Source organism: Streptomyces roseoviridis, assembly GCF_039535235.1.
Classification (GTDB): Bacteria; Actinomycetota; Actinomycetes; order Streptomycetales; family Streptomycetaceae; genus Streptomyces; species Streptomyces roseoviridis.
The window spans coordinates 6,751,771-6,776,608 of record NZ_BAAAWU010000001.1 but is presented as its reverse complement, the minus strand read 5'-3'; the positions used below and the strand labels follow the sequence as shown (position 1 = coordinate 6,776,608).

The window sequence follows — 24,838 nt, the reverse complement described above, 5'->3', positions numbered from 1 at the left end:
GTGGATGAAGCGACTGCTCTCGAACTGATCCTCCTGGCCGATGGAGACCAGGTCGTCAGCGTCAGGCTTGCCGATCGTATGCCGGCGTGGGGTCCGGACTACTACGCTGCCGACATCGTCGTCACCAGCGACTTCGTGAACGCTCAGCTTCGGATCCTGGTGACGCTTGAGGACCTGGATCATTGGACCGGAGCCCTGGACCTCATCGAGGCCGACGAGCTCCGAGCTGCCGGAGGGGACCTACTCAGCGTCGACTGGCCCCCCGCAGGCAATGACGGTTATCTGCGCTTCATCGCTGACGACCCCTATGTGGTGGAAGTCCATGACCAGCCGCAGACGCGGATCTCAGTGAGGGTCCCGCTCGACATGGACGAGGGGTGGATCGCAGAGGCGCGTCAACGGCTCCGGGCCGTGCAGACGCTTCTCGTTCCGAGCGAGTGACCTCAATAGGGCCGGGCCCGCTGGGTGTGTCGATCCGCTCCGCGATCGCCGCGGCGATCCCCGGCGCCGGAGAAGGCCCCCCAGGGCCCCTTTTTTCGGGCCCCGGCCGCGTGCTGATGTGCCCGGACCGTGGTCGAGTCGGCGCAGACGGCCGGTCAGTCCGCCTGCCCGGCGGCGTCGGAGTGCTGCTGGATGCGGTCCGGCAGCCGATCCCCAGGTGCCGTCGGCGGACCCTTGCCGGAAACGTTCGTGGACCGTCTTCCACGGCCCGTCCCACGACTCATCCGTCAGTTCGAGGCTACGCGGCTACGCACCACGAACGGAGCAACGACCGTCCACCTGACGGACACGCCCAGGAGCCGACGAAGGCCGGGACCACGCCGTGCTCCGGAAGAGGGCTTCGTCGTGCGCCCCGCACCGCGACGACCCCGGTGTGCGGCGATGGGTCCTTCCGACTGTCAGTGGCCGTGCCGGAGTCGGCGTCACCGCCCCGGGCGGTGACGCCGACTCGACGGGGCCGACCCTCAACGGGCCGTGGTCACCCGCCGATCCACGCGTTGCGGATGGACAGCGTGGAGGTGTTGCCCTGCCGGTCCGTGACCTCGGCGGCGAGCGAGATCCCCGCGCCCTTCGCCGGGTTCTTCACGACGATCCGGCCGCCGAGCACCGGCACCGCCTGCCACGTCTTCGCGTCGTCGTAACTGACCTTCACTGCCAGCGACTTGAGGTTCTGTCCGGCCGCCGAGCCCTGCACGGTCACCGGGACCGAGGCCCACGTCCGCTCCGGGGCCCGCGTCTCGAGGTCCACCGGCGCCGCGAAGCGGACCGTGGACACCGGCAGCGCCGTGGTCGCCGCGACCTGCTGCGACCGGAACGCGAACGAGGTCTCGATCCGGGTGGACGCCCCGGCGACCTCCGCCGGCCGCTCCGCCGAGGTGACGAGGCGGTACGCGGCGTCGGCGCCGTGGACCACGAAGGGCTCCGAGCCGCTCAGCGGGTCCTCGTTCGACGCGACCTTCTGGCCGTCGCGGTACAGCGTCGTCGTGGCCGAGGAGTACCGGGTGGAGCCCACGTGGCCCCGGCCGTCGGCCCACAGGGGCACCGCGCCGACGAGCCGCTGCTCGCCGGTCACCGGGTCGGGCGCCGTACGGAAGACTCCCATGCCCTCGCCCAGGAGCGGGCCGAAGACGCCGGAGTTGAACCGCTCGCCGTACGTCCGCCCCGCCTCGTACCGCTTCGGCGCGGCCGTCTCGTAGCTGCCCTCCAGGGCCGGGTAGCCCCACTCGTCGGGCGCGCCCAGCTGGTTGAACCGGGTCAGCCAGCGAACGCCGTCCGCCGTGGAGACGTGGAAGGTGCGGGTGCCGGGCGCCGGCTGCGGGGCGGAGAAGCCGTTGCCTTCGGGCGCCCCCGGCAGGTGGGCGTACGGGGAGGCGAGCGCGGACTTGCCGGGCGCGGAGGCGCCGAGCTCCACCTTCAGGGTGGCGAACTCCTCCGCCTTCACGTGCCGGGTGTAACCGGTCGCGACCGTCTCCGCCTTCCCGCCGAAGGCCACCGCGTACTGGCTGGTGGCGTCCTTGAGGAAGTGCGCGTCCCAGGTCTGGAGCAGCGAGCCGTCGGTGACGGCCGGACCCTGGTGGGCGGTCCGGAAGCCGGCGAAGCCGCGCAGCACCCAGCCGTTGCCGACCCGCCCGATCTCGGTGTCCCGCTCGTAGTAGGTGCCCGCGTAATCCGCCCGGTCGATCCCCGGCACGGTCAGGTTCACGGGCTTGGTCGTGCGCGCGTCGACCGTGACCGTGGTGTCACCGACGACGTCGAGCCTCGGCTGCGCGATCCAGTCGGTGCCCTTGGTGTAGTCCGAGGGGTCCTCGTAGACGGCCGTGTTGAGGGTGTACGACCCCTTGGGCACGCGCAGCGTGTGGCTGCCCGGCTCGTTGTCGATCCGGGTCTGGAAGCCGGCCGCCGGTCCGGCGACGCCGGTCAGGGTGTTGGCGAAGTCCCGGGCGTCGGCGCCGTCACGGCCCAGCGTGCGGACGGTGAGGTCGTACGACTCCGCCTCCCGCACGGCGACCGCGGCCGTACGCACCGACAGGCCCGCACCGGTGGCGGTGACGTACCCGGTGAAGGTGCCGTCGGTCCCGCCCACGCGGGTGTCGGCGGTGAGCTCGACCTCCGCCGTGCCGCCGGCCGGCACGGTGACCCGGGAGGCGCCGAGCGTGAAGAAGCCCTCGGGGCGGGCTTGCCCGCGGGGTCCAGGCCGGAGACCGACAGGTCGAGGGTGACGTCGGTCGTCCCGAGGTTGCGGTAGCCGACCTTCCGGGTGACCGGCTCGTCGTCGGCGTGCGGCCACCGGGCCGTGCCGAAGTTCAGCGACACCGGCCCCGGGATCACGGTCCCGGCCAGCGCCCGGTCCACCTGGACGCGGCCGGTGCCCTGCTGGAAGGCGGTGAGGCCGGCGCCGCCCTCGGCGGATCCGGTGAGGGCGCCCTTGAGTTCGGCGGCCGACCAGCCGGGGTTCCGCTGCTTCAGGAGCGCGGCCGCGCCCGCCACGTGCGGGGTCGCCATCGAGGTGCCGTCGATCTGGAGGTAGCCCGGCGCCGGGTGCGGGGTGCCGGGGCGGGTGTCGATCGCGCTGCCGGGCGCGGCGGCGGCGGTGATGGCGACGCCGGGCGCGGTCACGTCGGGCTTGACGGCGCCGTCGCCGAGGCGCGGGCCGGTGCCGGAGAAGGGGGCGAGCCGGTCGTCGTGGTCGACGGCGCCGACGGTCAGCGCGGCGTCCGCGCTGCCGGGCGAGCCGACCGTCGAGGCGCCGGCCTCGCCGTCGTTGCCGGCGGCGACGGCGAAGAGGATGCCCTTCTCGGCGGAGAGCCGGTCGATCGCGGCCTCCAGCGGGTCGACGCCGGGTCTGTCCGGGCTGCCGAGGCTCAGGTTGACCACGTCGGCGCCCTCGGCGGCGGCCCACTCCATGCCCGCGAGGACGGCGGAGTCGTCGCCGTACCCCTCGTCGTCGAGGACCTTCCCACTGATCACCTCGGCGCCCGGCGCCACGCCCTTGAACCGGCCGCCCGACCGCGCGCCGGTGCCGGCGGCGATCGAGGCGACGTGGGTGCCGTGGCCGACGCGGTCCACCGCGTCGGGGGAGGCGGAGAAGTTCTTCTCGCCGACGACCCGGGTACGCAGGTCCTCGTGGGTCTTGTCGACACCGGTGTCGAGGACCGCGATCCGCACGCCGGTGCCGTCGAAGCCGGACTCCCAGGCCCGGTCGGCGCCGATCTGCCGGACGCTGCGGTCGAGGCTCGCGCCCCGCACCCCGTCCAGCCAGACCGTGCCGATGCCGGCGGCGGCGGCCCGGACGCCGCTTGCCCGCCGGTCGGTCAGCGCCTCCCACACCCGGGCCAGGTCGTCCTGGGAGGCGAGCAGGGCGTCGGCGCCGAGCGTCGGGAAGGTGCGGCGCACCTCGGTGTCCCCGGCAGCGCGGAGCGACGCCCGCGCGGAGGCGGCGTTCCCGTCGTACCGGACGATCAGTTTCAGCCCGGAGCGGTGGCTCGCCCGCAGCCGGGGTTCGGTGAGCACGGAGAGGTCGAAGAGCCGCTGGTCGAGCCGGCCGTCCGCGACGAGGGGCCGCGCGTCGGCGGGCACCACGAGGGTGCGGTCGCCGGTGCGCCGCACCTCGACGGGTATGCGCTCGCGGCCGGGAGCGGCCTCGAACCGCACCATCCGGCCCTCGGCGTCCACCACCACCCGGTCGCCGGTGACGAGCGGGATCCGCTGGTCACCGCCGATCCGGGCCGGGTGCGGAGCCGAGGCGTCCGAGGTGCGCGGGGTGGTCGGGGTGGTCGCGATGGCCGGGCCCGTCATGCCCGCCACGAGGGCCACCGAGGTGGCCGCCGCGATCGTGAAGGCGCGTGCTTTCTGCACGGGTGCGCGCAAGTCTCCCCCAGGAGCTTGGGATGAGGTCGAGTGGTCGAATCCGGCCAGCGGCGCGAACGGCGCCCGCGGTCGGTCAGCGCAGTATCGGAGGTCACCGGCGTGGTGATCAACGACGGTGGAGGCGCGGGGCGTTGGAGCACATGGTTTCCGGCCACGCCGGAGGGTGTGAGTTCGATGGGGCCACGACGGGTGTGTGACGAGCGTGTGACACCCGTGCGATGCCTGTGCGACAGCGGCGCCGGACGGAGCGTCGTCGTCCCAGGTGCGGGGGCGTTTTCCGGTTGCGGCGCCGACGCGGGCGGAACCTCCCTCTCCGATTGGCCGTATTCGGGCCGCGGGCGGGCCGCGGGAGCCCGGTCCTGTCCGAGCCGTCGACGTCCCCGCGGTCCGGCCGCGAGCATGTCCGCCGCCGGGCCCGGAAGCGCTCCCCAGGCACGTCGAGATCCCTGCGGGCCCGAGGAGACTCCAGACACCGGCGCCGCGGGCCCGCCCCGCGAACAGACGGCGCTGCTTTCCGGCCTGCTTTCCGGCCTGCTTTCCGGCCTGCTTTCCGGACACCCCTAGGGCCGGCCCCCTCGGGCCGCCGCGGCAGGACGCCAACCGGGCAAAGCCGCACGTGACGGGCGGCTCCCCGGGATCGCCGCCCGCCACGGAGCCGGCCGGCCGCCCCGGCACCTCACCCACCACGGCCGGACGACCAACGGCACGCCGAAACCGCTCCCCTTCTGTACCTACTGGTATGTACAGTGGGTGCATGAGCGCCAACGCGTCCGAGCGACTGATCGAGGCCACCCGCTCCCTGCTGTGGGAACGGGGCTACGTCGGCACCAGCCCCAAGGCGATCCAGCAGGCGGCCGGGGCCGGGCAGGGCAGCATGTACCACCACTTCACCGGCAAGCCGGACCTCGCCCTCGCCGCGATCCGGCGGACCGCCGAGGAGATGCGGGCCGCCGCGGAGCGAGTGCTCGGCGCGCAGGGGCCGGCGTACGCGCGGATCGAGGCGTATCTGCTGCGCGAGCGCGACGTGCTGCGCGGCTGTCCGGTGGGGCGGCTCACGATGGACCCCGAGGTCATCGCGGACGACGAGCTGCGCGCACCGGTGGACGAGACGCTGGACTGGCTGCGCGGCCGGCTCACCGGGATCGTCCAGGAGGGCCTGGACAACGGGGAGTTCAGCGGCCCGATGCGCCCGGAGGAGATCGCCTCCACCGTCGTCGCGACCGTCCAGGGCGGCTATGTCCTCGCCCGTGCCTCGGGCTCCCCCGCCGCCTTCGACACCGCCGTCCGCGGCCTGCTCGCCCTTCTGTCCCCGCGCACCCCCTGACCCGAGGAGCCCGGCCGTGCACGCCATGCAGTACGAGATCACCCTGCCCGCCGACTACGACATGGGGATCATCCGCGCGCGGGTGGCGGCCCGCGGCCATCTCCTCGACGACTTCCCGGGACTCGGCCTCAAGGCGTATCTGGTGCGGGAACGGGGGGACGGCTCGCCGGTCAACCAGTACGCGCCGTTCTATCTGTGGGCCGACCCGGCGGGCATGAACGCGTTCCTGTGGGGTCCCGGATTCCAGGGCGTCGTCCGCGATTTCGGCCGGCCCGTCGTACAGCACTGGACGGCGCTCGCGTACGACGAGGGCCCGGCGGCCTCCTCGGTACCCCGGGCGGCGACCCGTCGCCGGTGGCCGCTGCCCGAAGGGGCCGAGCCGGGCGACGCGGTCGCGGAGGCGCTGGACCGCCACTCCCGCCGGGCGACGGCGGACGGAGTCGTGGCGAGCGCCCTCGCCGTCGACCCGCGCCACTGGGAGCTGCTGTCGTTCACCCTGTGGGCGGCTCCGGAAGCGCCGGACGAGGGCGAGCACTTCCAGGTCCTGCACCTGTCGGCGCCGGGACGCGGACGGCTGGGAGCGGGGCGGCTGTGGTGAGCCGGACAGCGGACGGCCGGGAGGGCGGGGGGACTGTCGCGGAGCCGGGACAGCGGACGGCCGGGAGGGCGGGGGGACTGTGGTGAGCCGGTTCAGCGGACGACGCGGGCGGCGATGAGGCGGGCGCACTCCAGCGATTCGGTACGGGTGGTGTCGACCTCCAGGTCGTAGACGACGCCCTGGTGGACGAGGTCCGCCTGCTGGGCGGCCATGCCGGGAGTGCGGTCGCCACGGGCGATCTCCCGTCCGGAGGCGACCGCGCTGTCACACCGGACGCCGACCCACAGCACGTCCGCGTCAAGGTCGCCGAGGGCCTTGCGCCACCGCTGCTGCGAGGCGGCACCGCCGAGGAAGACGTCGTCGACGACGATCCGGGCGCCGGCCCGGGCCATCGTCACGATGCCCTCCGTCCAGGCGGCCTCCAGCGTCCGGAAGTCCTCACCCACGCTCACCCCGCCGTCCTCCTCGAACACGATCCCCTCCTCCGAGGCGCGCATGGCGGCGGGCAGCGCGTCCACGAACGAGTCGCAGCCGAAGGCCAGCCAGGGGTCGGGGAGCACGGCTTGCAGACACCGTACGATCCCCGACTTGCCCGCGCTGGAACCGCCGTTGAGGATGATCATCTTGGTGGTCATCGCGTCACCGTAGGCGGCCGGCGGGGGCTCATCAACCGCTTTTCAGCCGACCGGCACCAAGGTGAGGTAGGCGATGCCGAGGACCTGGCGGTAGCCCAGCCAGGCCGCGCGCTGACGGTCGACGCGGGCGCGGGTCTCGGCGGCGAGCGGATGGTCCGGGTGGGCGGCGAGCCAGACCTCGGTGGCGTGGCGGTAGCCGGACTCGAACTCCTCCCACTCCTCCTGACTCGCCGTCTCCGTCCAGGCGGGCCGGAACCCGGCCTCGATCGCGAGGTCCACGAGGGCGTCCAGCGGAAGGTGGTCGCCGGTGTGGGCGCCGGGCCACATCCGGGCGAGCTCCTCGTTGGTGGGGGTGCGCTGCCAGAAGCCCTCGCCGAGCAGGACACGGCCGCCGGGCCGTACCAGGCGGCGCAGTTCGCGCAGCACGACGGCCGGATCGTAGGGGCCCTCCGGGTCGCACAGCGCCTGGCCCGAGCCGAGGCACAGGACGGTGTCGGCAGGTCCGTGGGTCGTGGCGAGCGCGGACTCCTCGGCGTACTCGACGCGTTCGGCCAGGCCCCGTGCGGCGGCCAGGCGGCGGCCGAGGGCGAGGTCGTCACCGTTGATGTCGATGCCGACGCCCCGGGCGCCGGGGACGGCGGCCAGGAGACGAAGCAGCAGTTCGCCCCAGCCGCAGCCGATGTCGAGGAACGTGCCGGGAGAGGCGGCGGCGAGGCGGGCGACGAACCGGCCGGCCCGGGCCTCGGACAGCGGGCCGTGGAAGGTGAGTCCGGCGCCGAGGCGCGGCGGCGGGGTGGCGGCCTCGGCGGCGGTGGCCGCGCCGGAGGCGGGGACGGTGCTCGGATCGATCATGTGACCGGACCCTACTCGGCGTCGGCCGTGCCGCCCAGCGCTTTGAGGGGGTCGTCCAGGACCGGCTGCCAGGCGAGCTCGGCGGCGCCGACCAGGCTGTTGTGGTCGAGGGTGCAGGGCAGGATCGGCACACCGCCGCTGCGGCCCCACAGGCTGCGGTCGGCGACCACGGCCCGCAGCCGGTCGGGGTCGGCGCCCAGGAGCTCGCGGTGCAGGCCGCCCAGGATGATCCGGTCCGGGTTGAGGATGTTCACGAGGCCGGCCAGACCGAGGCCGAGCCGGTCGATCAACTCCTCGGTCGCGGCCCGCACCCCCGGGTCGTCGGGATGGTCGCGCAGCAGGTCACGGGCCTGCTGGAGGAGGGAGACCTCGGGGCCGGGCGCGCGACCTGCGACGGTGAGGAAGGCGAGCGGGTCGGTCTCGACGTCGAGGCAGCCGCGCGAGCCGCAGTGGCAGGGGCGGCCCTCGGGGTTGACGGTGAGGTGCCCCACCTCCAGGGCCAGGCCCGAACTGCCGGTGTGCAGACGGCCGTCCAGGACGAGCGCGCCGCCGACGCCGCGGTGGCCGGTGGCGACGCAGAGCAGGTCCTTCGCGCCGCGTCCGGCGCCGTGCCGGTGCTCCGCGAGGGCGGCGAGGTTGACGTCGTTGCCGGTGAAGGCGGGGCCCTCGATACCGGCGGCACGGACCTGTTCGGCGAAGATCTCGCGCACCGGCGCGCCGGCGGGCCAGGCGAGGTGGAGCGGGTTGAGGGCGGTGCCCTCGGGCTCGGCGACGGCGGAGGGCGCGGCGAGCCCGGCGCCGACGCAACGGCGTCCGCTGGCGCGCAGGAGCGCGGCGCCGGCCTCGACGACGGCGCCGAGGACCTGCGCGGGGTCGGCGGAAACGGTGACGCAGCCGGGGGCGGTGGCCTCGATGGTGCCGCCGAGGCCCACGAGGGCGGCGCGGAAGCCGTCGGCGTGGACCTGGGCGGCGAGCGCGACGGGGCCCTTCTCGGCGACCGCGAGTCGGTGCGAGGGCCGGCCCTGGGAACCGGCCGCGGCACCGGGGTTGGAGTCGACGCGGATGAGGCCGAGGGCCTCCAGTTCGGCGGCGACGGCTCCGGCGGTGGCACGGGTCACGCCGAGCTCGGCGGTGAGCACCGCGCGGGTGGGCGCCCTGCCCGTGTGCACCAGTTCCAGCGCGGGGCCGAGAGCGCTGCGCCCCCTGTCCAGCCGTGTCCGCGTCGCCGTCGTCGCCTTGCCGTTCATGGGGCCGAGTCTCCCATGATCGCCCGGTCCCGGGTCGCCCGCGTACCGCTTCGGCCGGTTCCGGCCCCCGTCGTCCGGATCGGGGCGGCACGCGGGCCGCCCGCGGTCGTACGGGCCGACGACGGGTTGAAACCGCCCGGCGGAGACCCCTATCCTGAGTTTGTGCCGCTACTAAACAAAGTACGGACGGCCGCATCGGGGGAATCCCGCGGAGACACCGCGTCCCTTCCCCTGTCCCGCCTCCGCCTCGCCCTGACCCTGTTCTTCGCGCTCGACGGCTTCCTCTTCGCCGGCTGGGTGGTCCGCATCCCCGCCATCAAGCAGCAGACGGGCGCCACCGCCGGCGACCTCGGACTCGCCCTGCTCGGTGTCTCCGCCGGCGCCGTCGTCACCATGACGCTCACCGGCCGCCTCTGCCGCCACTACGGCAGCCACCCCGTCACCGTCGCCACGGCCGTCCTGCTCTCCCTCTCCCTGGCCCTGCCGCCGCTCACCCGCTCCCCGCTCACCCTGGGGCTCGTCCTGCTGGTCTTCGGCGCCGCCTACGGCGGCATCAACGTGGCGATGAACAGCGCCGCCGTCGACCTCGTCACCGCCCTGCGCCGACCCGTGATGCCGAGCTTCCACGCGGCCTTCAGCCTCGGCGGCATGCTCGGCGCCGGACTCGGCGGCCTGGTGGCCGGAAGCCTGTCGCCCACGGCGCACCTGCTCGGCCTCACCGCGGCCGGACTCCTCCTGACGGCGGTCGCCGGACCCGTGCTCCTGCGCCACCCCTCCCCCGCCCCGCCCGAGTCGCTCCCCGCGAAAACGGCCGGCCCGGCGGCCGGCCCGGCGGACCCCGCCGCCGCGCCGTCCGCCGGCTCACGCCGTACGGTGCTCCTCTTCGGCGTGATCGCACTCTGCACGGCGTACGGGGAAGGCGCGCTGGCCGACTGGGGCGCCCTGCACCTCGCACAGGACCTGCACGCCCACCCCGGCGTGGCGGCCGCCGGATACTCGCTGTTCGCCCTGACCATGACCGCGGGACGGCTCTCGGGCACCGCCCTGCTCGAACGGCTCGGCCAGACCCGCACCCTGGTCGCGGGCGGCCTCACCGCCGCCGCCGGAATGCTGCTCGGGGCCCTCGCCCCGACCGTCTGGGCCGCCCTGCTCGGTTTCGCCGTAACCGGCCTCGGCCTCGCCAATATCTTCCCGGTCGCCGTCGCCCGCGCGGGCGCCCTCGCCGGACCGGGCGGTGTCGCGACCGCCTCCACCCTCGGCTACGGCGGCATGCTGCTCGGGCCGCCGTCCATCGGCTTCCTCGCCGACTGGTTCTCGCTGCCGGTGGCCCTCACGACCGTCGCCGTCCTCGCCGCCGGCGCCGCCGTCATGGGCTACACCGCCCGTAACGCCCGGGGGTGAGTGCGGGCCGAGACCCGGTCGGTCACCCCGTGGCCCCAAGTCGGCGTCGGGGCACGATAATCCGGGTCATGGACACCCTGAGAACCGACGCCCACATCGACGCGCTCGACACCGCCGGCAAGGCACTCCTGGACGCCGCGGCGACGGCCGGGCCCGACGCCGAGGTCCCCACCTGCCCGGGCTGGCGGGTCCGCGACCTGCTGCGGCACACCACGATGGTCCACCGCTGGGCCACCGCCTTCGTCGCCGAGGGGCACACCTCCTACCACCCCGACGGCGGCGAGCCCGACCTCGACGGCGACGCGCTCCTGTCGTACGTACGCGACGGGCACGCCCGTCTGGTCTCCGCCTTGCGGGAGGCGCCCGCGGACCTGGAGTGCTGGACCTTCCTGCCGGCGCCGTCGCCGCTCGCGTTCTGGGCGCGGCGCCAGGCGCACGAGACGACCGTCCACCGGGCCGACGCCGAGTCGGCGCTGGCCGCCGGACCGGGCCCGGTGGACCCGCGGCTCGCCGCCGACGGCATCAACGAACTGCTGCGCGCCATGCACGGCCGCGACCGCAGCCGGGTCCGCACGCCCGAGCCGCGCACGCTGCGCGTGCGCGCCACCAACACCGGTGACGTGTGGACCGTACGCCTCTCACCCGAGGCGCCCCGCACCCGCACGGACGACGAGGGTCCGGCGGACTGCGAGCTGAGCGGCCCGGCCGACCTGCTCTATCTGACGCTGTGGAACCGGCTGCCGCAGGAGGCCGTGACCGTGACCGGCGACGCGTCCCTGGCCCGGCTGTGGCGGGAGAACTCCGCGATCACCTGGTCGTAGGACCGGACGCGCACGGGCGGGGGCTCGGCCGGGCGGGGCCGGGCCGGGCGGACGGGGAGCGGGGCGTGCGGGACCGGGGGTTCGGCCCGGGCGGGGCTCCGCTGGGCGGGCGCCGGGAGCCAGGACGGGCTTGCGGTCAGGGCCGAGTCGGGCCGATTCGAGGGCCGGGGCGGCGGGGGGCAGGGCCGGGTCGGGCCGGGCCGGGCGGCGGGGAGCGGGGCGGGCGGGGCAGGGGCTCAGCCGGGTGGGGCTCCGCCGGGCGGGCGCCAGGAGCCAGGACGGGCTTGCGGTCAGGGCCGGGTCGGGGCCGATTCGAGGGCAGGGGTGGCCGCGGGGTCAGGCCCGGGTGGGGTCGGCCGGGGGCAAGGGCGGCCCGGAGTCAGGGTCCGCCCCGAGTCCGAGCCGGGTCAGGGGCAGGGCCGGGTCAGGGCAGAGGCAGCCCCCGGAGTCAGGGCCGCGGGATGAGACCGGCCTCGCGGCCGAGGCGTTCGGCGGCGGTGGTGAAGAAGGCGTCGCGGTCCTCGACGATCCGGTTGAACTGGCCGAAGACCTCGAAGGAGATCAGCCCGAAGAGCTGGGCCCAGGCGAAGACGAGGGCGACGGCGAGGGCCGGCGGGAGGTCGGGGGCGAGGTCGGCGGCGAGCCGTTCGGCCTCGGGATGCAGCGTGGCGGGGAGCTTCGGCAGGGCGACACCCCGGCCGCGGTAGGCGGCGCGGGCGATGGAGACGAGGAGGAGGCCGACGCGAGAGGCGGGGGCGACGGTGTCGTGGGGTGCGGTGTAGCCGGGGACCGGGGAGCCGTAGATGAGGGCGTACTCGTGGGGGTGCTCGACGGCCCAGGCGCGGACGGCGCGGCAGACGGCGGTCCAGTGGGCGAGGTGGTCGTCGGGGGCCGTGGCCTCGGCGTCGGTGTGGGCCCGTTCGGCTGCGGCGCCGACGGCGTCGTAGGCGTCGATGATGAGCGCGGTCAGGAGGTCGTCGCGGCTCGGGAAGTAGCGGTAGAGCGCGGAGGAGACCATGCCCAGTTCGCGGGCGACGGCGCGCAGGGAGAGTTTGGCGGCGCCCTCGGCGGCGAGCTGACGGCGAGCCTCGTCCTTGATGGCGGCGGTGATCTCGATCCGGGCGCGGGCGCGGGCCCCTTGAACGCTGGTCATGCTGAGCAGTGTGCCAGGCCCAGGATCAGCGCACTAAAACGAGAGCGATGCTCCCACTAAAGGGGGACGGGCACCCGCCTCGCCGTGAGAGCACTGCTCTCGCCGGGACACCTCGGGCACCTCACTCTGACGCGCGAGCACCGCCCGCACCGAGAGCACCACTCACGCCAGGAAGCACCGCTCGCGCTCCGTGAGCGCCGCTCCCGCCCTGCCGGAGCCCCGCCGGCCCGCCCGCGAGCACCGCTCACCATCACGAGCACCACTCGCAGATGGGAGCCCCCATCCCGCCCGAAGCGTCGCCTCGGAAGCGCCCGCGAGCACCGCTCACGCGCTGGAGCACCGATGCCGCACTCACGGAACATCGCTCCACTTTGTGAGCACTGCTCTTGCCTGAGAGCGGTGATACGGGCACACTGATCCGGAGCGAGATCAGTGCTCACCCTTCGGAGCAGCGCTCCGCTCTGCTCCCCTTCCTTCTGGAGGCATGATGTCCGCCGCCACTACCCCGCAGCAGCCCACCAGTTCCTCCAGCCCCACAAACCCTGGTCGCCCCACTCGCCCCCCCACTTCCCCTGACCGCACCGCGCCCACCGCCACCACCGCCGCCGCCACCACCACCGCCGCCACCACCACCTCCACCGCCGCCGCCTCCACCACCCCCGCCGCCCCCTCCCACGTCCTCAAGCCCGGCTGGTTCACGATCAACGTCGTCAACCGCGCGGTGGCCTGGGTGACCCGCAGGGGCATCAGCGTCTGGGGCTCGCGGATCCTCGCCGTACGCGGCCGCAAGAGCGGCGAATGGCGTCGCACCCCCGTCAACGTGCTCACGGTGGACGGCGCCCAGTACCTGATCGCTCCGCGCGGCCACGTCCAGTGGACCCACAACATGCGGGCGGCGGGCGGCGGTGAGCTGCACCTCGGCAGGCATGTGGAGCCGTTCACGGCCGTGGAGGTCGCGGACGACGACAAGCCGGTACTGCTCCGCGCCTATCTCAAGCGCTGGAAGGCCGAGGTCGGAGTCTTCTTCCAGGGCGTCGGACCGGACTCCACCGACGCGGAGCTGCGCGCCATCGCACCCCGGCACCCCGTCTTCCGGATCAGCGCGACCTCGGCCCCCGACGCCTGAGGGCGGTACGGAGATCCCCCGCACCGCCCCCGAAAGGCACACCTCTGCCCGATTCCACACGCCTCGACACACCTCGGCCGCTTCGACACGCCTCAACGCGTGTCACGCGCGTCCACACGCCTCGCGGCACCTCAAGACGCCTCAGGACACCTCAAAGACACCTCAGGACGCCTCGGGCACCTGCGGCCCGGCCGCATCGGCACCGGTGCTCCCGCCCGTGGTCGTCGTCGCACCAGGGGTCTCATCGGCGCCCGCACCGTCGTCCTTGCGCGGCGGCACGCCCCGCCCCACCGGTCCCACGCCCGCCGAGGTGTCGATTCGGCGGTCGAGCAGGTCGAGGGCGCGGTGGGCGAGGCCGTTGCCGCGGACCAGGCCGGCCAGGGTCGTCGCACCGCGCGTGATGTCCGTGAACGCCCGCCACGCGGGCCGGAGTCCGGTGATCGCCGCGTGCAGGAGACCGGGCCGCCGCTCGAACACGGCGAGCATCCGGCGGCCCACGGCCATCTCCACGCCGAGCCCGGCCTTGATGGCGAAGGCGTAGTTGAGCGCCTGGCGGCGCGCGTCCACCGCGTCACCGGCCTCGGCGATCCGGACCGCCCATTCGCCCGCGAGCCGCCCGGAGCGCAGGGCGAAGGAGATGCCCTCGCGCGTCCACGGCTCCAGCAGTCCCGCCGCGTCGCCGCAGACCAGAACCCGGCCGCGGGAGAGCGGGGAGTCGTCGGTGCGACAACGGGTCAGATGACCGGACGAGATCGCCGGTTCGAAGCCCGCGAGACCGAGCCGGGCGATGAAGTCCTCCAGATAGCGCTTGGTGGCGGCTCCCTCGCCGCGCGCCGAGATGACGCCGACGGTCAGCGTGTCGCCCTTGGGGAACACCCAGCCGTAACTGCCCGGCATCGGACCCCAGTCGATGAGGACCCGGCCCTTCCAGTCCTCGGCCACCGACGGCGGCACCGGGATCTCCGCCTCCAGACCGAGGTCGACCTGGCCGAGCTTGACGCCGACGTGCGCGCCTATCCGGCTCGCGCTGCCGTCGGCGCCGACCACGGCGCGGGCCAGCACGGTCTCGCCGTCGGCGAGGACGACGGCGACGGTCCGGCGGTCCGGCACGGCCGGTCCGTGCTGCTCGACCCGCGAGACGGTGACTCCGGTGCGCAGCTCGGCGCCCGCCTTCTGGGCGTGGTCGACGAGCTGGGCGTCGAACTCGGGCCGGTTGATGAGGCCGAACAGCATGCGCCGGGAACGGCGGGTGCGCGCGAAGCGGCCCTGGTGGGAGAAGGTGACGGCGTGGACCCGGTCCTGCAGGGGCAGTTCGAAGCCGGGCGGCAGCGCGTCGCGCGACGGGCCGATGATCCCTCCGCCGCAGGTCTTGTAGCGGGGCAGCTCGGCCTTCTCCAGGAGCAGGACCCGGCGTCCGGCGACGGCCGCCGCGTACGCCGCGGAGGCGCCGGCGGGCCCGGCGCCCACCACGACCACGTCCCAGACGGTGCTCCCGTCCGGGCCCGTCGCCCCCGATCCGGCCTCTGCGGACCCTTCGGTCCCTTCGGCCTCTGCCGCCCCGGCGTCTGCGTTCTCGCTGCTCACGATGTGCTTCTGCTCCTGATCCGACCGGTCGTTCCTGCTCTGCACGCATCCTACGGCTCGGTAGCGGGGCCCGGCCGAGTCGCCCCGCGCCGTAGGATCGGCCATGCGTTCGCCGTACAACCGAACACGGCGTCGTCCTGACAACGTCGCACCCACCAGGAGCGTGCCCATGACCGCGAATCCGATCGCCGAGACCGTCGCATCCCTGATGCCCCGCGCCAAGGCGGAGCTGACGGAGCTGGTGGCCTTCCAGTCGGTCGCGGACGAGGCCGTCGCCCCGCGCAGCGAGTGCGAGGCCGCGGCGAACTGGGTGGCGGACGCGCTGCGCGCAGAGGGCTTCGAGGACGTGGCGCTGCTCGACACCCCGGACGGTTCGCAGTCGGTGTACGGCGTGCTGCCCGGCCCGGCCGGCGCGCCGACCGTGCTGCTGTACGCGCACTACGACGTGCAGCCGATGCTGGTCGAGACGGCGTGGGTGACGCCGCCGTTCCAGCTGACCGAGCGGGAGGACGGCCGCTGGTACGGGCGCGGCGCGGCCGACTGCAAGGGCGGCTTCATCATGCACCTGCTCGCGCTGCGCGCCCTGAAGGCGAACGGCGGGGTGCCGGTCACGGTCAAGATGATCGTGGAGGGCTCGGAGGAGCAGGGCACCGGCGGTCTGGAGCGTTACGCGGAGGCGCACCCCGAGCTTCTCGCGGCGGACGCGATCGTCATCGGCGACGCGGGCAACTTCCGGGTCGGGCTGCCGACCGTGACGGCGACGCTGCGCGGCATGACGATGATCCGGGTCACCATCGACACGCTGCAGGGCAACCTGCACTCGGGTCAGTTCGGCGGGGCTGCGCCGGACGCGCTGGCGGCGCTGATCCGCGTACTGGACTCGCTGCGGGCGGAGGACGGTTCGACCGTCATCGACGGGCTGCCGGCGGACGCGGTGTGGGAGGGCCTGCAGTACCCGGAGGCCGACTTCCGCAGGGACGCGAAGGTGCTCGACGGGGTGGAGCTGCCGGGCAACGGCACGGTCGCCGACCGCGTCTGGGCGCGGCCCGCCGTGACGGTCATCGGCATCGACGCCCACCCGGTGGCGGGGGCGACGCCGTCGATCCCGGCGACGGCCCGCGCGCAGATCAGCCTTCGCGTGCCGCCCGGCCAGGACGCGGCGAAGGCCACGGAGCTGCTGTACGCGCACATCGAGAAGCACACGCCGTGGAACGCGCGGGTCAGCCTGGAGCAGGTGGGCCAGGGGCAGGCGTTCCAGGCGGACACGTCGAGCCCGGCGTACGTGTCGATGGCGGAGGCGATGAAGGTCGCGTACCCGGGTGAGGAGATGCAGACGGCGGGCATGGGCGGCTCGATCCCGCTGTGCAACACGCTGGCCACGCTCTACCCGGAGGCGGAGATCCTGCTGATCGGCCTGAGCGAGCCGGACGCGCAGATCCACGCGGTGAACGAGTCGGTGTCGCCGCAGGAGCTGGAGCGGCTGTCGGTGGCGGAGGCGCACTTCCTGCTGAACTACGCGCGCTCGAAGGCCTGATGGGATCGCGGTCACGCTCTGGGCGGAACTCGCCCAGAGCGTAGACCGGGGCCGGGGGCGGTGCCGTGGACGTAGGTTCGCGGCATGGACCTCGTGGAGATCACACCCCGCCTGCACATGCTGCGCTTCCCCATCGGCCAGGCCTATCTGTGGCGCGACGGCTCCGGGGACGACCCGGAGCTGACCCTGATCGACGCCGGCTGGGCGGGTGCGGCCGACGAGATCGTGTCGGGGCTGAGCGGGGCGGGACTCGATCCGTCCCGCATCCGGCGGATCGTGCTGACCCACTGCCACCGCGACCACGTGGGCGCGGCAGGGCAGCTCGCGGAGCGCTTCGGCGCCGAGATCCTGGCGCACGCCCTGGATGCCCCGGTGATCCGGGGTGAACTCCCGGTCCCCGAGCCGGATCTGCTCGACTGGGAGCTGCCGCTGTACGCGCACGGGCTCACCGTCCCGGAGGCGCCGCCGACCCGGGTGGACCGGGAGGTCGCGGACGGCGAGCCGCTCGGTTTCGGCGACGGCGCCGTGGCCCTGCACACCCCCGGCCACACGCCCGGTTCGCTCGCGGTCCATCTCCCGCGTCACGGGGTGCTGTTCACCGGCGACACGGTGGCCTCGGTGCCGGACGTGATGTTCGGCGTCTTCCACGTGGACCGCGCCGAGGCCCTGTCCTCGATGCGCCGGCTGGCCGCACTGCGTCCGTCGGTGCTGTGCTGCGGGCACGGCGAGCCGGTGACCGCCGACACGGCCGAACGGCTGGCGAAGGCGGCGGGTTGAGGACCTGAGGGCTCGGCGCACGGGACCCCGGCCGGCGCCGGACTTCCTCCCGCGCGCCCGGGTCGCCGGCGACCTGAGCGTCGGCGGCAGGCCCGACCGGTCGCGGTCGACGACGCGGGCCGACCGGGGCTGTACCCGGGGCGGGGCTCCGGCGCCTTCGGCTCGTACCTCCTGATCGGTACGGGCGGCTGGGCGGGAGCCTCGGTCACCCACCGCGGGGGCCGGACCGGGGACGGCCGGGAGGACGTGGTCGCCCGCGTCGGCGGAGAACCGCGCGTCTCCCCCGACCGCGGCGGCGGGGTCCTCGCCGCGCCGGTCGTCGGCGTCGACGACCGACCACACCCGCGACGGCCACCCGGACCTCGTGGTCTCGTGCGACGACCGGCTGTGGCGGTGCGCGGGGGTGCGCGGCGCGGTCCCAGACGTGGCCGCACCCGTGCGGGTCGGCACGTCCGGGTGGAACGTGATGACGCTGATCTCGCGCGGTGACGCCGACCGCGACGCCCGTACCGACCTGCTGGCCCGTGACATCCGGAACGGTGACCGGTGGCTCTACCGGGGTTCCGACGACGGCGGTTCGACGCGCGTACCCTCCACGGCCGCGGACACGGGCACGGCCACCGGCCACCACGGCTACGGCTACGGCTACGGCTACGGCACGCTCGACCGCCTGCTGTTCCCCGGCCGCGCGGGCGCCGACCGCAACGGCGTGGCGGACCTGGGGCCACCACCGACGGACGCGGACGACGGTCGGTCCGGGCAGCTGGAAGACGATCCGTTGGATCGGCTGGCGACAGCGGATCCGAGGGCTCGGAGTCCGAGGGTCCGGGGGCCGAAGTGACCGGCTGCTGAGCGCCGCTCGTTTTCGCGGGCGGCGCTCAGGACGTGCCGTACCAGCCGGAGAACGCGGCCGGGAACCAGCCCCGGGATCAGCCCCCCGGGATCGGCCGGAGAGGGCGGCCCGGGGGCAGCTCGGACGGACGGCCGGGGATCGGCGGAAGAAGAGGGCCGGGGATCAGCCCACCGGGACGCCCGCCTCCAGGTTCAGGACGGTGCCGCGTTCGCGGGCGCGGAGGGCCCAGCGGAGACGGCGGTAGCGGACCGGGGGCAGCAGGTCGGCGGCCTCCTCCTCGGTGACGAAGCGCCAGGCGCGGAGTTCGGCGCCGGGCAGCAGGAGGCGGTCGGCGTCGGCGGCCTCCAGCCGGCCGCCGTCGAAGAGGAGGCGCAGCCCGCCGTGACCGGGAGGCTGCGGCCGCTCCCAGTCGACGAGGAGGAGGCGGGGGACGGCGTCGAGTTCGAGGCCGATCTCCTCGGCCACTTCCCGCATCCCGGCGCGGGCGGGCGGCTCGCCGCGCTCGACGACGCCGCCGGGGAACTCCCAGCCGGGCTTGTAGGTGGGGTCGACGAGCAGGAAACGGTCCTGTTCGTCGAAGAGGAGCACGCCCGCCGCCAGGGTCTCGCCGGTCGGTTCCGGGGTCTGGACGATGCCACAGGGTGCGGCGCGCCCGGCGGCTACGGCGTCGGCGACGGCCCGGGCGGTCTCGGCAGCGGTCAGCGCGGAGTTGTCGACGGCGTAGGCGTCGGCGGAGAGCCAGCCGTCGAGCGCGGCGTGGAAGGGGTCGATGTGGTCGAGGCACCAGCGGCGGGCACGGGCGACGGCCTCGGCGGCGCTCTCGCCGCCGTGCGGGGTCCCGGCACCGGTCTCGTCGGGGTCCGCGTCGTCCGCGAAGGCGGCCCGGCTGTCGATCCGGCCACGCAGGATCGTTTCGTCGGGGGTGAGCACCACGTGCCGCACGTCGATCCGCCGGGCGGCGAGCCCGCCGAAGATCTCGTCCCGGTAGTCCTGCCGGAGCAGGGTCATCGGTACGACGAGGACGCCGCCCATCTCTGCGAGCAGCGCGGCGGCGGTGTCCACGACCATGCGGCGCCAGATCGGCAGGTCCTGGAAGTCGGTCACCTCCGCGAGGCGCTTGCGCGGGAGCATCCGGGCGATGGTGCCGCCGGTGAGCTCCGGGTCGTACAGCGTGCTGTTCGGGATCAGATCGACCAGCTCGCGCGCGGTACTGGACTTCCCCGCGCCGAACGCACCGTTGATCCAGACGATCACGATTCCCCCTCTTCGGTCGGCCCCAGCGAGCCCCCAGTGGACTGCCCGCACCACCCTGCCACGGAAACCCCCCGGGGGAACCGGGCTCCCCCGCCACGGCGTAACACTTCACGAGGCGCCGTCGTTGGAAACGGCGAGCACGAGGGGGTGCGGAGATGGACCGGACGGTACTGGAGCGTTTTCCGGCGGGCGGGCCGCGGGGCAGCTGGCCCGCGGAGGAGTTCGCCAACGCGCGCCGCGAGGAGGGCCTGCCCGCGCGCGTGGTCATGGATCTGGAGTCGGATACCTTCCTGGTGATCGTGGAACAGCGCTCCCCGGAGTCGGTAGGGGCCTGAGGCCGCGGCGAACGCCAGGCCGGGGCCAGGGCCAGGCCGGGGCCAGGGCTGAGCCGGCCGGGGCCGAAACCGGTCAGGGCCAGGGCCAGGCCGGGCCATGGCCGAGCCGGCCGGGGCCGAAACCGGCCAGGGCCAGGGCCAGGCCGGGCCATGGCCGAGCCGGCCGGGGCCGAAACCGGCCAGGGCCAGGGCCAGGCCGGGCCATGGCCGAGCCGGCCGGGGCCGAAACCGGCCAGGGCCAGGGCCAGGCCGGACCGGGCCGGGGGCGTGCGACCCTGAGGCCGGTCGGAGGGCACGGCCCGCGAGGCCGGTCGGCGAGCACGGCCCCTCGGGTGGCGGTCCCGGTGGGCGACGCCTGGGAGCGGTCCGGGTGAGCGGCCCCCGCGGTCGGGCGGATGGACGGTTGCCGGGGGCGGGTGGGGGTGTTCGGTCTGCGGGGGCGTACGCCCGGCTCAGTGGACGGTGCCCCGCGGCAGCGCCGCGGCGGCGGCGCCCAGCAGACCGGCGTCCGTGCCGGTGAGGGCGGGGACCACGGTGAGTCCCCGCACGAAGGAGAGCGTGGCGTAGGAGCGGAGGCTGCGCCGCAGCGGCGCGAAGAGGACCTCGCCCGCGCCGGCCACTCCCCCGCCGATCACCGCAATGTCGACCTCGACGAGGGTGGCGGTCGCGGCGATCCCGGCCGCGAGGGCCCGGGCGGCTCGTTCGAAGGAGGCGACGGCCACGGGGTCGCCCGCCCGGGCGGCGGCGGCCACGGCGGCGGCCGAGGAGTCGCCGTCGGGTCCGGGCCGCCAGCCGTCGGCCAGGGCGCGGCGGGCGATGTGGGGGCCGCTGGCGATCCGTTCGACGCAGCCGCGTCCACCGCAGGCGCACGGGTCGCCGTCGAGGTCGACGCTGATGTGGCCGATGTGACCGGCGTTGCCGGTGGGGCCGGGGTGGAGGCGGCCGTCGAGGACGAGTCCGCCGCCGACGCCCGTGGAGACGACGAGGCACAGCGCGTTGTCGTGGCCGCGCGCCGCGCCCTGCCAGTGCTCGGCGGCGGTCATGGCGACGCCGTCGCCGACGAGGGTGACGGGCCGTCCGCCGGTGGCCCGGTGGACCCGTTCGACGAGCGGGAAGCCGCGCCAGCCGGGGACGTTGACCGGGCTGACGGTGCCGGCCGAGGCGTCGACCGGGCCTGCGCTGCCGATGCCGACGGCTCCCGCCGACGCCCACAGCGGCGAGCCGGAGAGTGCGTCGAGCACGTCCGCCACCGCGCCCATCACCGTCTCGCCGTCCTCCCGCGCGGGCGTGGGCCGCTGGGCCCGCACCCGGATCCGGCCCCCGGCGTCGACCAGCGCTCCGGCGATCTTGGTGCCGCCGATGTCGAGGGCGACGACGAGGTCAGTGCGCATGGGCTCCGTGTCTCTGTGGGGACGGTGGATGTGACGTACAGTCTTCCCGCCTCTGACAACGTTGTCCAGGCCCTATGCTCGACAGCAACGAGATCGAGACCGGGACCGGTGCGCGAGGACCTGGGCCGGGACGGACCCTGCCCGGATACCCCGCCGCGGCCGGCACCGACACCCCGCACACGACGGAGGAACCGCGCACCGTGGCCGACATCGCCCGCCGCCCCGAGCACCGTTACGGCAATCGGCCCACGATGAAGGACGTCGCCGCGCGGGCCGGCGTCGGCCTCAAGACCGTCTCGCGGGTCGTCAACGGCGAGGCGGGCGTCACGCCGGACACCGAACGCCGGGTCCAGGAGGCCATCGACGCGCTGGGCTTCCGCCGCAACGACAGTGCGCGGGTGCTGCGCAAGGGACGCACGGCGTCGGTCGGGCTGGTCCTTGAGGACCTGGCCGACCCCTTCTACGGGCCGCTCAGCCGCGCCGTCGAGGAGGTGGCCCGGGCGCACGGGGCGCTGCTCATCAACGGTTCCAGCGCGGAGGACCCGGAGCGCGAGCGGGAACTGGCGCTCGCGCTGTGCGCGCGGCGCGTGGACGGACTGATCGTCATCCCGGCGGGCGCGGACCACCGTTACCTGGAGCCGGAGATCCGGGCCGGTGTGGCCACCGTCTTCGTGGACCGCCCCGCGGGCGGGATCGACGCGGACGTGGTCCTCTCGGACAGCTTCGGCGGCGCCCGGGCGGGCGTGGCGCACCTGATCGCGCACGGCCACCGCCGGATCGGCTTCATCGGTGACCGGCCCCGCATCCACACCGCGACGGAGCGGCTGCGCGGTTACCGGGCGGCGATGGAGGACGCGGGCCTCGCGGTGGCCGACGGGTGGGTGTCGCTCGGGCCGACCGATCCGGAGCGGGTGACGGCGGCGGTCGGCGCGATGCTGTCCGGCCCGGAGCCGGTGACGGCGCTGTTCGCGGGCAACAACCGGGTGACGGTGACCGCGGTGCGGGTCCTGGCGGCGCGGGAACGGCCGGTGGCCCTCGTCGGATTCGACGACATCGAGCTCGCCGACCTGCTCGGGATCACGGTCATCGCCCAGGACGCGGCGGCCCTGGGCCGGACGGCGGCGGAACGCCTCTTCCGGCGCCTGGACGGTGGCGAGGAGGCGCCGGCGACGGTCGTCCTGGAGACGGCGCTCCTGGCCCGCGGTTCGGGCGAGATCCCGCCCCCGGCGGACGGCTGACGCCGGACCGGCGGGGACCGGCGCCCTTCCTCTCGGGGCGGGGCGAGCCGCTGGAAGCCGACCGGCCGGACAGGCCGGTCAGGCCGGTCAGGCCGACGCACCGCCGCGCCACCCGGCCGGTGGCCCGCGCCGCCGCAGCGGTGCTCGACGCGTGCCCCAAGCCGCCCGACCGCCGGGCCGCGAGGTCCACCGGCGCCTTCGCGACCGTCCACCCCGCCTGGCCGCCCGTCGCCGCCCTGCCCCGCCTCAGCAGACCGGCAGGCCCGGCAGCGGCTGGTCGTTGTCGCCGCCCTTGAGGTAGACGACGCTGAAGTACACGTTGGTGTTGCCGCTGTCGTCGTCGGTCCTGGCCCACCAGACGTTGGTCCACTGGCCGTACGTCTCGCGGCGGCCGAGGTTCGCCTGGCAGTAGAAGTAGTTCGTGCCGGCGTTGAGGACGCCCATCTGGCCGCCTCCGTGGCTGTAGGTCTTCTCGGTGCGCCACACCTGGCAGTCGTACTTCCCGTCGCCCCGCGAGAAGCAGACCGGCGCGGGGGGCGGCGCCGCCCCGCCTCCTCCGCCACCGCCGGTCGTGGTCGAGCCGCCGGTCGCCCCGCCGGTGCCGCCGCTGCCGCCGGTGCTCCCGCCCGTCGTGCCGCCGGACGTGCCGCCCGGAAGGGGCGCCTTGGAGGTCTTGGCGGAGGGCGAGGGGGAGGCGGACTTCGTGGCGTCCTTCGACGGCGAGGCGGACGCGGACGGGCTCCCGCTGCCGGTGGCCTTCCCGGCCGTTCCCGGGGCGCCGGGGTCGAGCACGCGGCCCTCGTCGGCGCCGGGGCCGGCCGGTGCCTGCCCGTCGGCGAGCTGCTCCCGCTCCGTACCGCCGCCGCCCGGTCCGACGAGGGCGTACGTGACGCCGCCGCCGACCAGCAGGACGGCGGCCACCGCGGCGGCGACCAGCGCCCCGGAACGGCGCCGCCCGGTCCGGCCGGCTCGTCGGCTCGGGACGGTGGCCCCGGCCGGGACGCCGTGCGGTGCGGCTCCGCCGGCCGCCGCGGCCGTCGCCTCGGCGGGCGCCGGAGGCCACGGACCGGGGGCCGCGGGACCCTGCGGACCGCCTCCCGTCGGCACCGTGCCCTGGCCGCCGGTCCCGTCGTGAGGGACCGGCCCGCCGAAACCGAAGCCGGACGCGGCGCCCGGGCCGGCGGCCGGGCCGGCGGCCGGACCGCCCGCCGTGCCGTACGGGTGCGGTCCCCCGAACCCGTAGGCGCCCGCCGGACCGGTGGCGCCGGCCGCCGCATGACCCGCACCGGCCCCGGGAGGCGGCGGTACGGCGGCGGGCTCGGTCGGCACCCACAGGTGCGGGGCCCCGCCGTGCCCGGCGGACGGGCCGGACGGGCCGGACGGGCCGGCGGTGACCGTGCCCGCGCCGTCCGTCAGAGGAGCCGCGGGGTCCTGGCCGTCGGCCACGGCCGTCAGCAGACGGGCCGCCGTACGGGCGTCGGGGCGCTGGGCCGGGTCCTTGTGCAGGAGCTGCCGCAGGGCCTCGGTGAGCGGTCCCGCGTTGCGGGGCTCGGGCAGGGGCTCGACGACGATGGCGTTGAGCGTGGACCAGGTGGAGGTGCGGCGGAACGGCGAGGCGCCCTCGACCGCCGCGTACAGGGTGGCGCCGAGCGCCCAGACGTCCGAGGCGGGACCGGGCTGCTGCCCCTGGGCGCGCTCGGGCGCCAGGTAGTCCAGGGAGCCGACGATCTCGCCGCTGCGCGTGAGATGGGTGGCGGACCCGTCGCCGGGGTCGTCCATGGCGGCGATGCCGAAGTCGGTGAGGACGATGCGGCCCGACCGGTCGAGCAGGACGTTGCCGGGCTTGACGTCGCGGTGGAGGACGCCGACGTCGTGGGCGGCGGCCAGGGCCTCGAGGACGGCGGCGCCGATCCGCGCGGCCTCGCGCGGTGGCAGGGTGCCGCGCTCGCCGAGGACTCCGTCGAGCGAGGGCCCGTCGACGAGCTCCATGACGATGACGGGGCGGCCCTGGTGCTCGGTGACGTCGTGGACGGCGACGACTCCGGGGTGGCGGACCCGGGCCGCGGCCCGCGCCTCGCGCTGCATGCGCAGGCGCAGGTCGTCGAGCTCGGGGCCCGAGGCGTCGTTGTAGGTGCGCAGTTCCTTGACGGCCACCTCGCGGCCGAGGACCTCGTCGACCGCGCGCCAGACGATTCCCATGCCGCCGCGCCCGAGCTGCCGCACGACGCGGTAGCGGCCGGCGAGCCGTTCGTTCTCCCCCGAAGACACCCGTGCCCCGTTCCCTGTTCGGCTGTGATGAACGCGTACAGGGTACGGGGCGGGTGTGACGGCCCCGCGCGGGGCTTCG

Annotated in this window: 21 protein-coding genes and 1 pseudogene; 11 read left to right on the top strand and 11 right to left on the bottom strand. The window is 75.1% G+C overall.

Features of this window, described 5'->3' with window-relative positions; all coding sequences use genetic code 11:
• The gene (locus ABD954_RS30650) at window positions 1-441 is read left to right on the top strand and encodes a DUF5959 family protein (protein ID WP_345490965.1); all 441 of its coding nucleotides are present in this window, start codon (window positions 1-3) and stop codon (window positions 439-441) included.
• A gap of 47 nt (window positions 442-488) precedes the next feature.
• Here the strand turns inward: ABD954_RS30650 and ABD954_RS33705 are convergent.
• The 3 genes and pseudogenes from ABD954_RS33705 to ABD954_RS30635 form a co-directional block, all read right to left on the bottom strand.
• Window positions 489-581: pseudogene (locus ABD954_RS33705) on the bottom strand (IS5/IS1182 family transposase); the annotation flags it as partial.
• Window positions 582-979: 398 nt separating this feature from the next.
• The gene (locus tag ABD954_RS30640) at window positions 980-2,524 is read right to left on the bottom strand and encodes a hypothetical protein (protein WP_345490964.1); all 1,545 of its coding nucleotides are present in this window, start codon (window positions 2,522-2,524) and stop codon (window positions 980-982) included.
• Window positions 2,419-4,356, bottom strand: a complete 1,938-nt coding sequence (locus tag ABD954_RS30635; RefSeq protein ID WP_345490963.1) for a S8 family peptidase — start codon at window positions 4,354-4,356, stop codon at window positions 2,419-2,421. The genes ABD954_RS30640 and ABD954_RS30635 overlap by 106 nt, the downstream gene beginning before the upstream one ends.
• Before the next feature lie 751 nt (window positions 4,357-5,107).
• Here ABD954_RS30635 and ABD954_RS30630 point away from each other — a divergent pair.
• Together ABD954_RS30630 and ABD954_RS30625 are read left to right on the top strand one after the other, a co-directional pair.
• Window positions 5,108-5,692, top strand: a complete 585-nt coding sequence (locus ABD954_RS30630) for a TetR/AcrR family transcriptional regulator (RefSeq protein WP_345490962.1) — start codon at window positions 5,108-5,110, stop codon at window positions 5,690-5,692.
• A 16-nt stretch (window positions 5,693-5,708) separates the two neighbouring features.
• Window positions 5,709-6,290 carry a DUF4865 family protein gene (locus ABD954_RS30625; protein ID WP_345490961.1) on the top strand — a complete coding sequence of 194 codons (582 nt, stop codon included), beginning with the start codon at window positions 5,709-5,711 and terminating at the stop codon, window positions 6,288-6,290.
• A 92-nt stretch (window positions 6,291-6,382) separates the two neighbouring features.
• Here ABD954_RS30625 and cpt read toward each other — a convergent pair whose 3' ends face one another.
• The 3 genes from cpt to ABD954_RS30610 are packed head-to-tail and all read right to left on the bottom strand — an operon-like array spanning window position 6,383 to window position 9,024.
• Window positions 6,383-6,925, bottom strand: a complete 543-nt coding sequence (gene cpt / locus ABD954_RS30620; RefSeq protein ID WP_345490960.1) for a chloramphenicol phosphotransferase CPT — start codon at window positions 6,923-6,925, stop codon at window positions 6,383-6,385.
• A gap of 42 nt (window positions 6,926-6,967) precedes the next feature.
• Window positions 6,968-7,777 (bottom strand): SAM-dependent methyltransferase, encoded by an 810-nt coding sequence (locus ABD954_RS30615; RefSeq protein ID WP_345490959.1) that lies wholly within the window; start codon window positions 7,775-7,777, stop codon window positions 6,968-6,970.
• A gap of 11 nt (window positions 7,778-7,788) precedes the next feature.
• Window positions 7,789-9,024, bottom strand: coding sequence for an ROK family protein (locus tag ABD954_RS30610; protein ID WP_345490958.1), 1,236 nt, complete (start codon window positions 9,022-9,024; stop codon window positions 7,789-7,791).
• Between the two features lie 162 nt (window positions 9,025-9,186).
• Here ABD954_RS30610 and ABD954_RS30605 point away from each other — a divergent pair, with 162 nt between their 5' ends.
• A complete protein-coding gene (locus ABD954_RS30605; protein ID WP_345490957.1) occupies window positions 9,187-10,425 on the top strand; it encodes an MFS transporter in 1,239 nt (412 codons plus the stop codon).
• A 77-nt stretch (window positions 10,426-10,502) separates the two neighbouring features.
• Complete coding sequence (locus ABD954_RS30600; RefSeq protein ID WP_345492570.1) at window positions 10,503-11,246, top strand: maleylpyruvate isomerase family mycothiol-dependent enzyme; 744 nt, start codon at window positions 10,503-10,505, stop codon at window positions 11,244-11,246.
• 448 nt (window positions 11,247-11,694) lie between these two features.
• On the opposite strand, the gene ABD954_RS30595 is transcribed toward ABD954_RS30600, so the two are convergent.
• Complete coding sequence (locus tag ABD954_RS30595) at window positions 11,695-12,399, bottom strand: TetR/AcrR family transcriptional regulator (RefSeq protein WP_345490956.1); 705 nt, start codon at window positions 12,397-12,399, stop codon at window positions 11,695-11,697.
• Between the two features lie 700 nt (window positions 12,400-13,099).
• Between ABD954_RS30595 and ABD954_RS30590 the strand changes: the two genes are divergently transcribed.
• On the top strand, window positions 13,100-13,525 hold the full coding sequence (locus ABD954_RS30590; RefSeq protein ID WP_345492568.1) for a nitroreductase family deazaflavin-dependent oxidoreductase: 426 nt from the start codon (window positions 13,100-13,102) through the stop codon (window positions 13,523-13,525).
• Window positions 13,526-13,687: 162 nt separating this feature from the next.
• On the opposite strand, the gene ABD954_RS30585 is transcribed toward ABD954_RS30590, so the two are convergent.
• Window positions 13,688-15,109, bottom strand: a complete 1,422-nt coding sequence (locus ABD954_RS30585) for a geranylgeranyl reductase family protein (protein ID WP_345490955.1) — start codon at window positions 15,107-15,109, stop codon at window positions 13,688-13,690.
• Window positions 15,110-15,278: 169 nt separating this feature from the next.
• Between ABD954_RS30585 and ABD954_RS30580 the strand changes: the two genes are divergently transcribed.
• The 3 genes from ABD954_RS30580 to ABD954_RS30570 all read left to right on the top strand — a co-directional run bounded on the left by ABD954_RS30580 (window position 15,279) and on the right by ABD954_RS30570 (window position 18,261).
• On the top strand, window positions 15,279-16,643 hold the full coding sequence (locus tag ABD954_RS30580) for a dipeptidase (protein ID WP_345490954.1): 1,365 nt from the start codon (window positions 15,279-15,281) through the stop codon (window positions 16,641-16,643).
• Between the two features lie 84 nt (window positions 16,644-16,727).
• Window positions 16,728-17,420 carry an MBL fold metallo-hydrolase gene (locus ABD954_RS30575; RefSeq protein ID WP_345490953.1) on the top strand — a complete coding sequence of 231 codons (693 nt, stop codon included), beginning with the start codon at window positions 16,728-16,730 and terminating at the stop codon, window positions 17,418-17,420.
• 424 nt (window positions 17,421-17,844) lie between these two features.
• A complete protein-coding gene (locus ABD954_RS30570; RefSeq protein WP_345490952.1) occupies window positions 17,845-18,261 on the top strand; it encodes a hypothetical protein in 417 nt (138 codons plus the stop codon).
• 174 nt (window positions 18,262-18,435) lie between these two features.
• Here ABD954_RS30570 and ABD954_RS30565 read toward each other — a convergent pair whose 3' ends face one another.
• The gene (locus tag ABD954_RS30565) at window positions 18,436-19,527 is read right to left on the bottom strand and encodes an NUDIX hydrolase (RefSeq protein WP_345490951.1); all 1,092 of its coding nucleotides are present in this window, start codon (window positions 19,525-19,527) and stop codon (window positions 18,436-18,438) included.
• A 155-nt stretch (window positions 19,528-19,682) separates the two neighbouring features.
• On the opposite strand from ABD954_RS30565, the gene ABD954_RS30560 reads away from it, so the two are divergent.
• Window positions 19,683-19,862, top strand: a complete 180-nt coding sequence (locus tag ABD954_RS30560) for a hypothetical protein (protein ID WP_345490950.1) — start codon at window positions 19,683-19,685, stop codon at window positions 19,860-19,862.
• A gap of 452 nt (window positions 19,863-20,314) precedes the next feature.
• Here ABD954_RS30560 and ABD954_RS30555 read toward each other — a convergent pair whose 3' ends face one another.
• Window positions 20,315-21,253, bottom strand: coding sequence for an ROK family protein (locus ABD954_RS30555; RefSeq protein WP_345490949.1), 939 nt, complete (start codon window positions 21,251-21,253; stop codon window positions 20,315-20,317).
• A gap of 200 nt (window positions 21,254-21,453) precedes the next feature.
• Here ABD954_RS30555 and ABD954_RS30550 point away from each other — a divergent pair, with 200 nt between their 5' ends.
• Window positions 21,454-22,491 carry a LacI family DNA-binding transcriptional regulator gene (locus tag ABD954_RS30550; RefSeq protein WP_345492566.1) on the top strand — a complete coding sequence of 346 codons (1,038 nt, stop codon included), beginning with the start codon at window positions 21,454-21,456 and terminating at the stop codon, window positions 22,489-22,491.
• 246 nt (window positions 22,492-22,737) lie between these two features.
• Here the strand turns inward: ABD954_RS30550 and ABD954_RS30545 are convergent, their stop codons facing one another.
• Window positions 22,738-24,759: a serine/threonine-protein kinase gene (locus ABD954_RS30545; protein WP_345490948.1), complete on the bottom strand. Its 2,022-nt coding sequence runs from the start codon at window positions 24,757-24,759 to the stop codon at window positions 22,738-22,740.
• Between the last annotated feature and the right edge of the window lie 79 nt (window positions 24,760-24,838).

What these genes read in the sequence shown, in the direction of transcription:
- ABD954_RS30610 (WP_345490958.1), bottom strand. Translation starts at nt 9,024, where the DNA reads ATGAACGGCAAGGCGACGACGGCGACGCGGACACGGCTGGACAGGGGG.
- ABD954_RS30575 (WP_345490953.1), top strand. Translation starts at nt 16,728, where the DNA reads ATGGACCTCGTGGAGATCACACCCCGCCTGCACATGCTGCGCTTCCCC.
- ABD954_RS30595 (WP_345490956.1), bottom strand. Translation starts at nt 12,399, where the DNA reads ATGACCAGCGTTCAAGGGGCCCGCGCCCGCGCCCGGATCGAGATCACC.
- ABD954_RS30560 (WP_345490950.1), top strand. Translation starts at nt 19,683, where the DNA reads ATGGACCGGACGGTACTGGAGCGTTTTCCGGCGGGCGGGCCGCGGGGC.
- ABD954_RS30580 (WP_345490954.1), top strand. Translation starts at nt 15,279, where the DNA reads ATGACCGCGAATCCGATCGCCGAGACCGTCGCATCCCTGATGCCCCGC.
- ABD954_RS30630 (WP_345490962.1), top strand. Translation starts at nt 5,108, where the DNA reads ATGTACAGTGGGTGCATGAGCGCCAACGCGTCCGAGCGACTGATCGAG.
- ABD954_RS30615 (WP_345490959.1), bottom strand. Translation starts at nt 7,777, where the DNA reads ATGATCGATCCGAGCACCGTCCCCGCCTCCGGCGCGGCCACCGCCGCC.
- ABD954_RS30555 (WP_345490949.1), bottom strand. Translation starts at nt 21,253, where the DNA reads ATGCGCACTGACCTCGTCGTCGCCCTCGACATCGGCGGCACCAAGATC.
- cpt (WP_345490960.1), bottom strand. Translation starts at nt 6,925, where the DNA reads ATGACCACCAAGATGATCATCCTCAACGGCGGTTCCAGCGCGGGCAAG.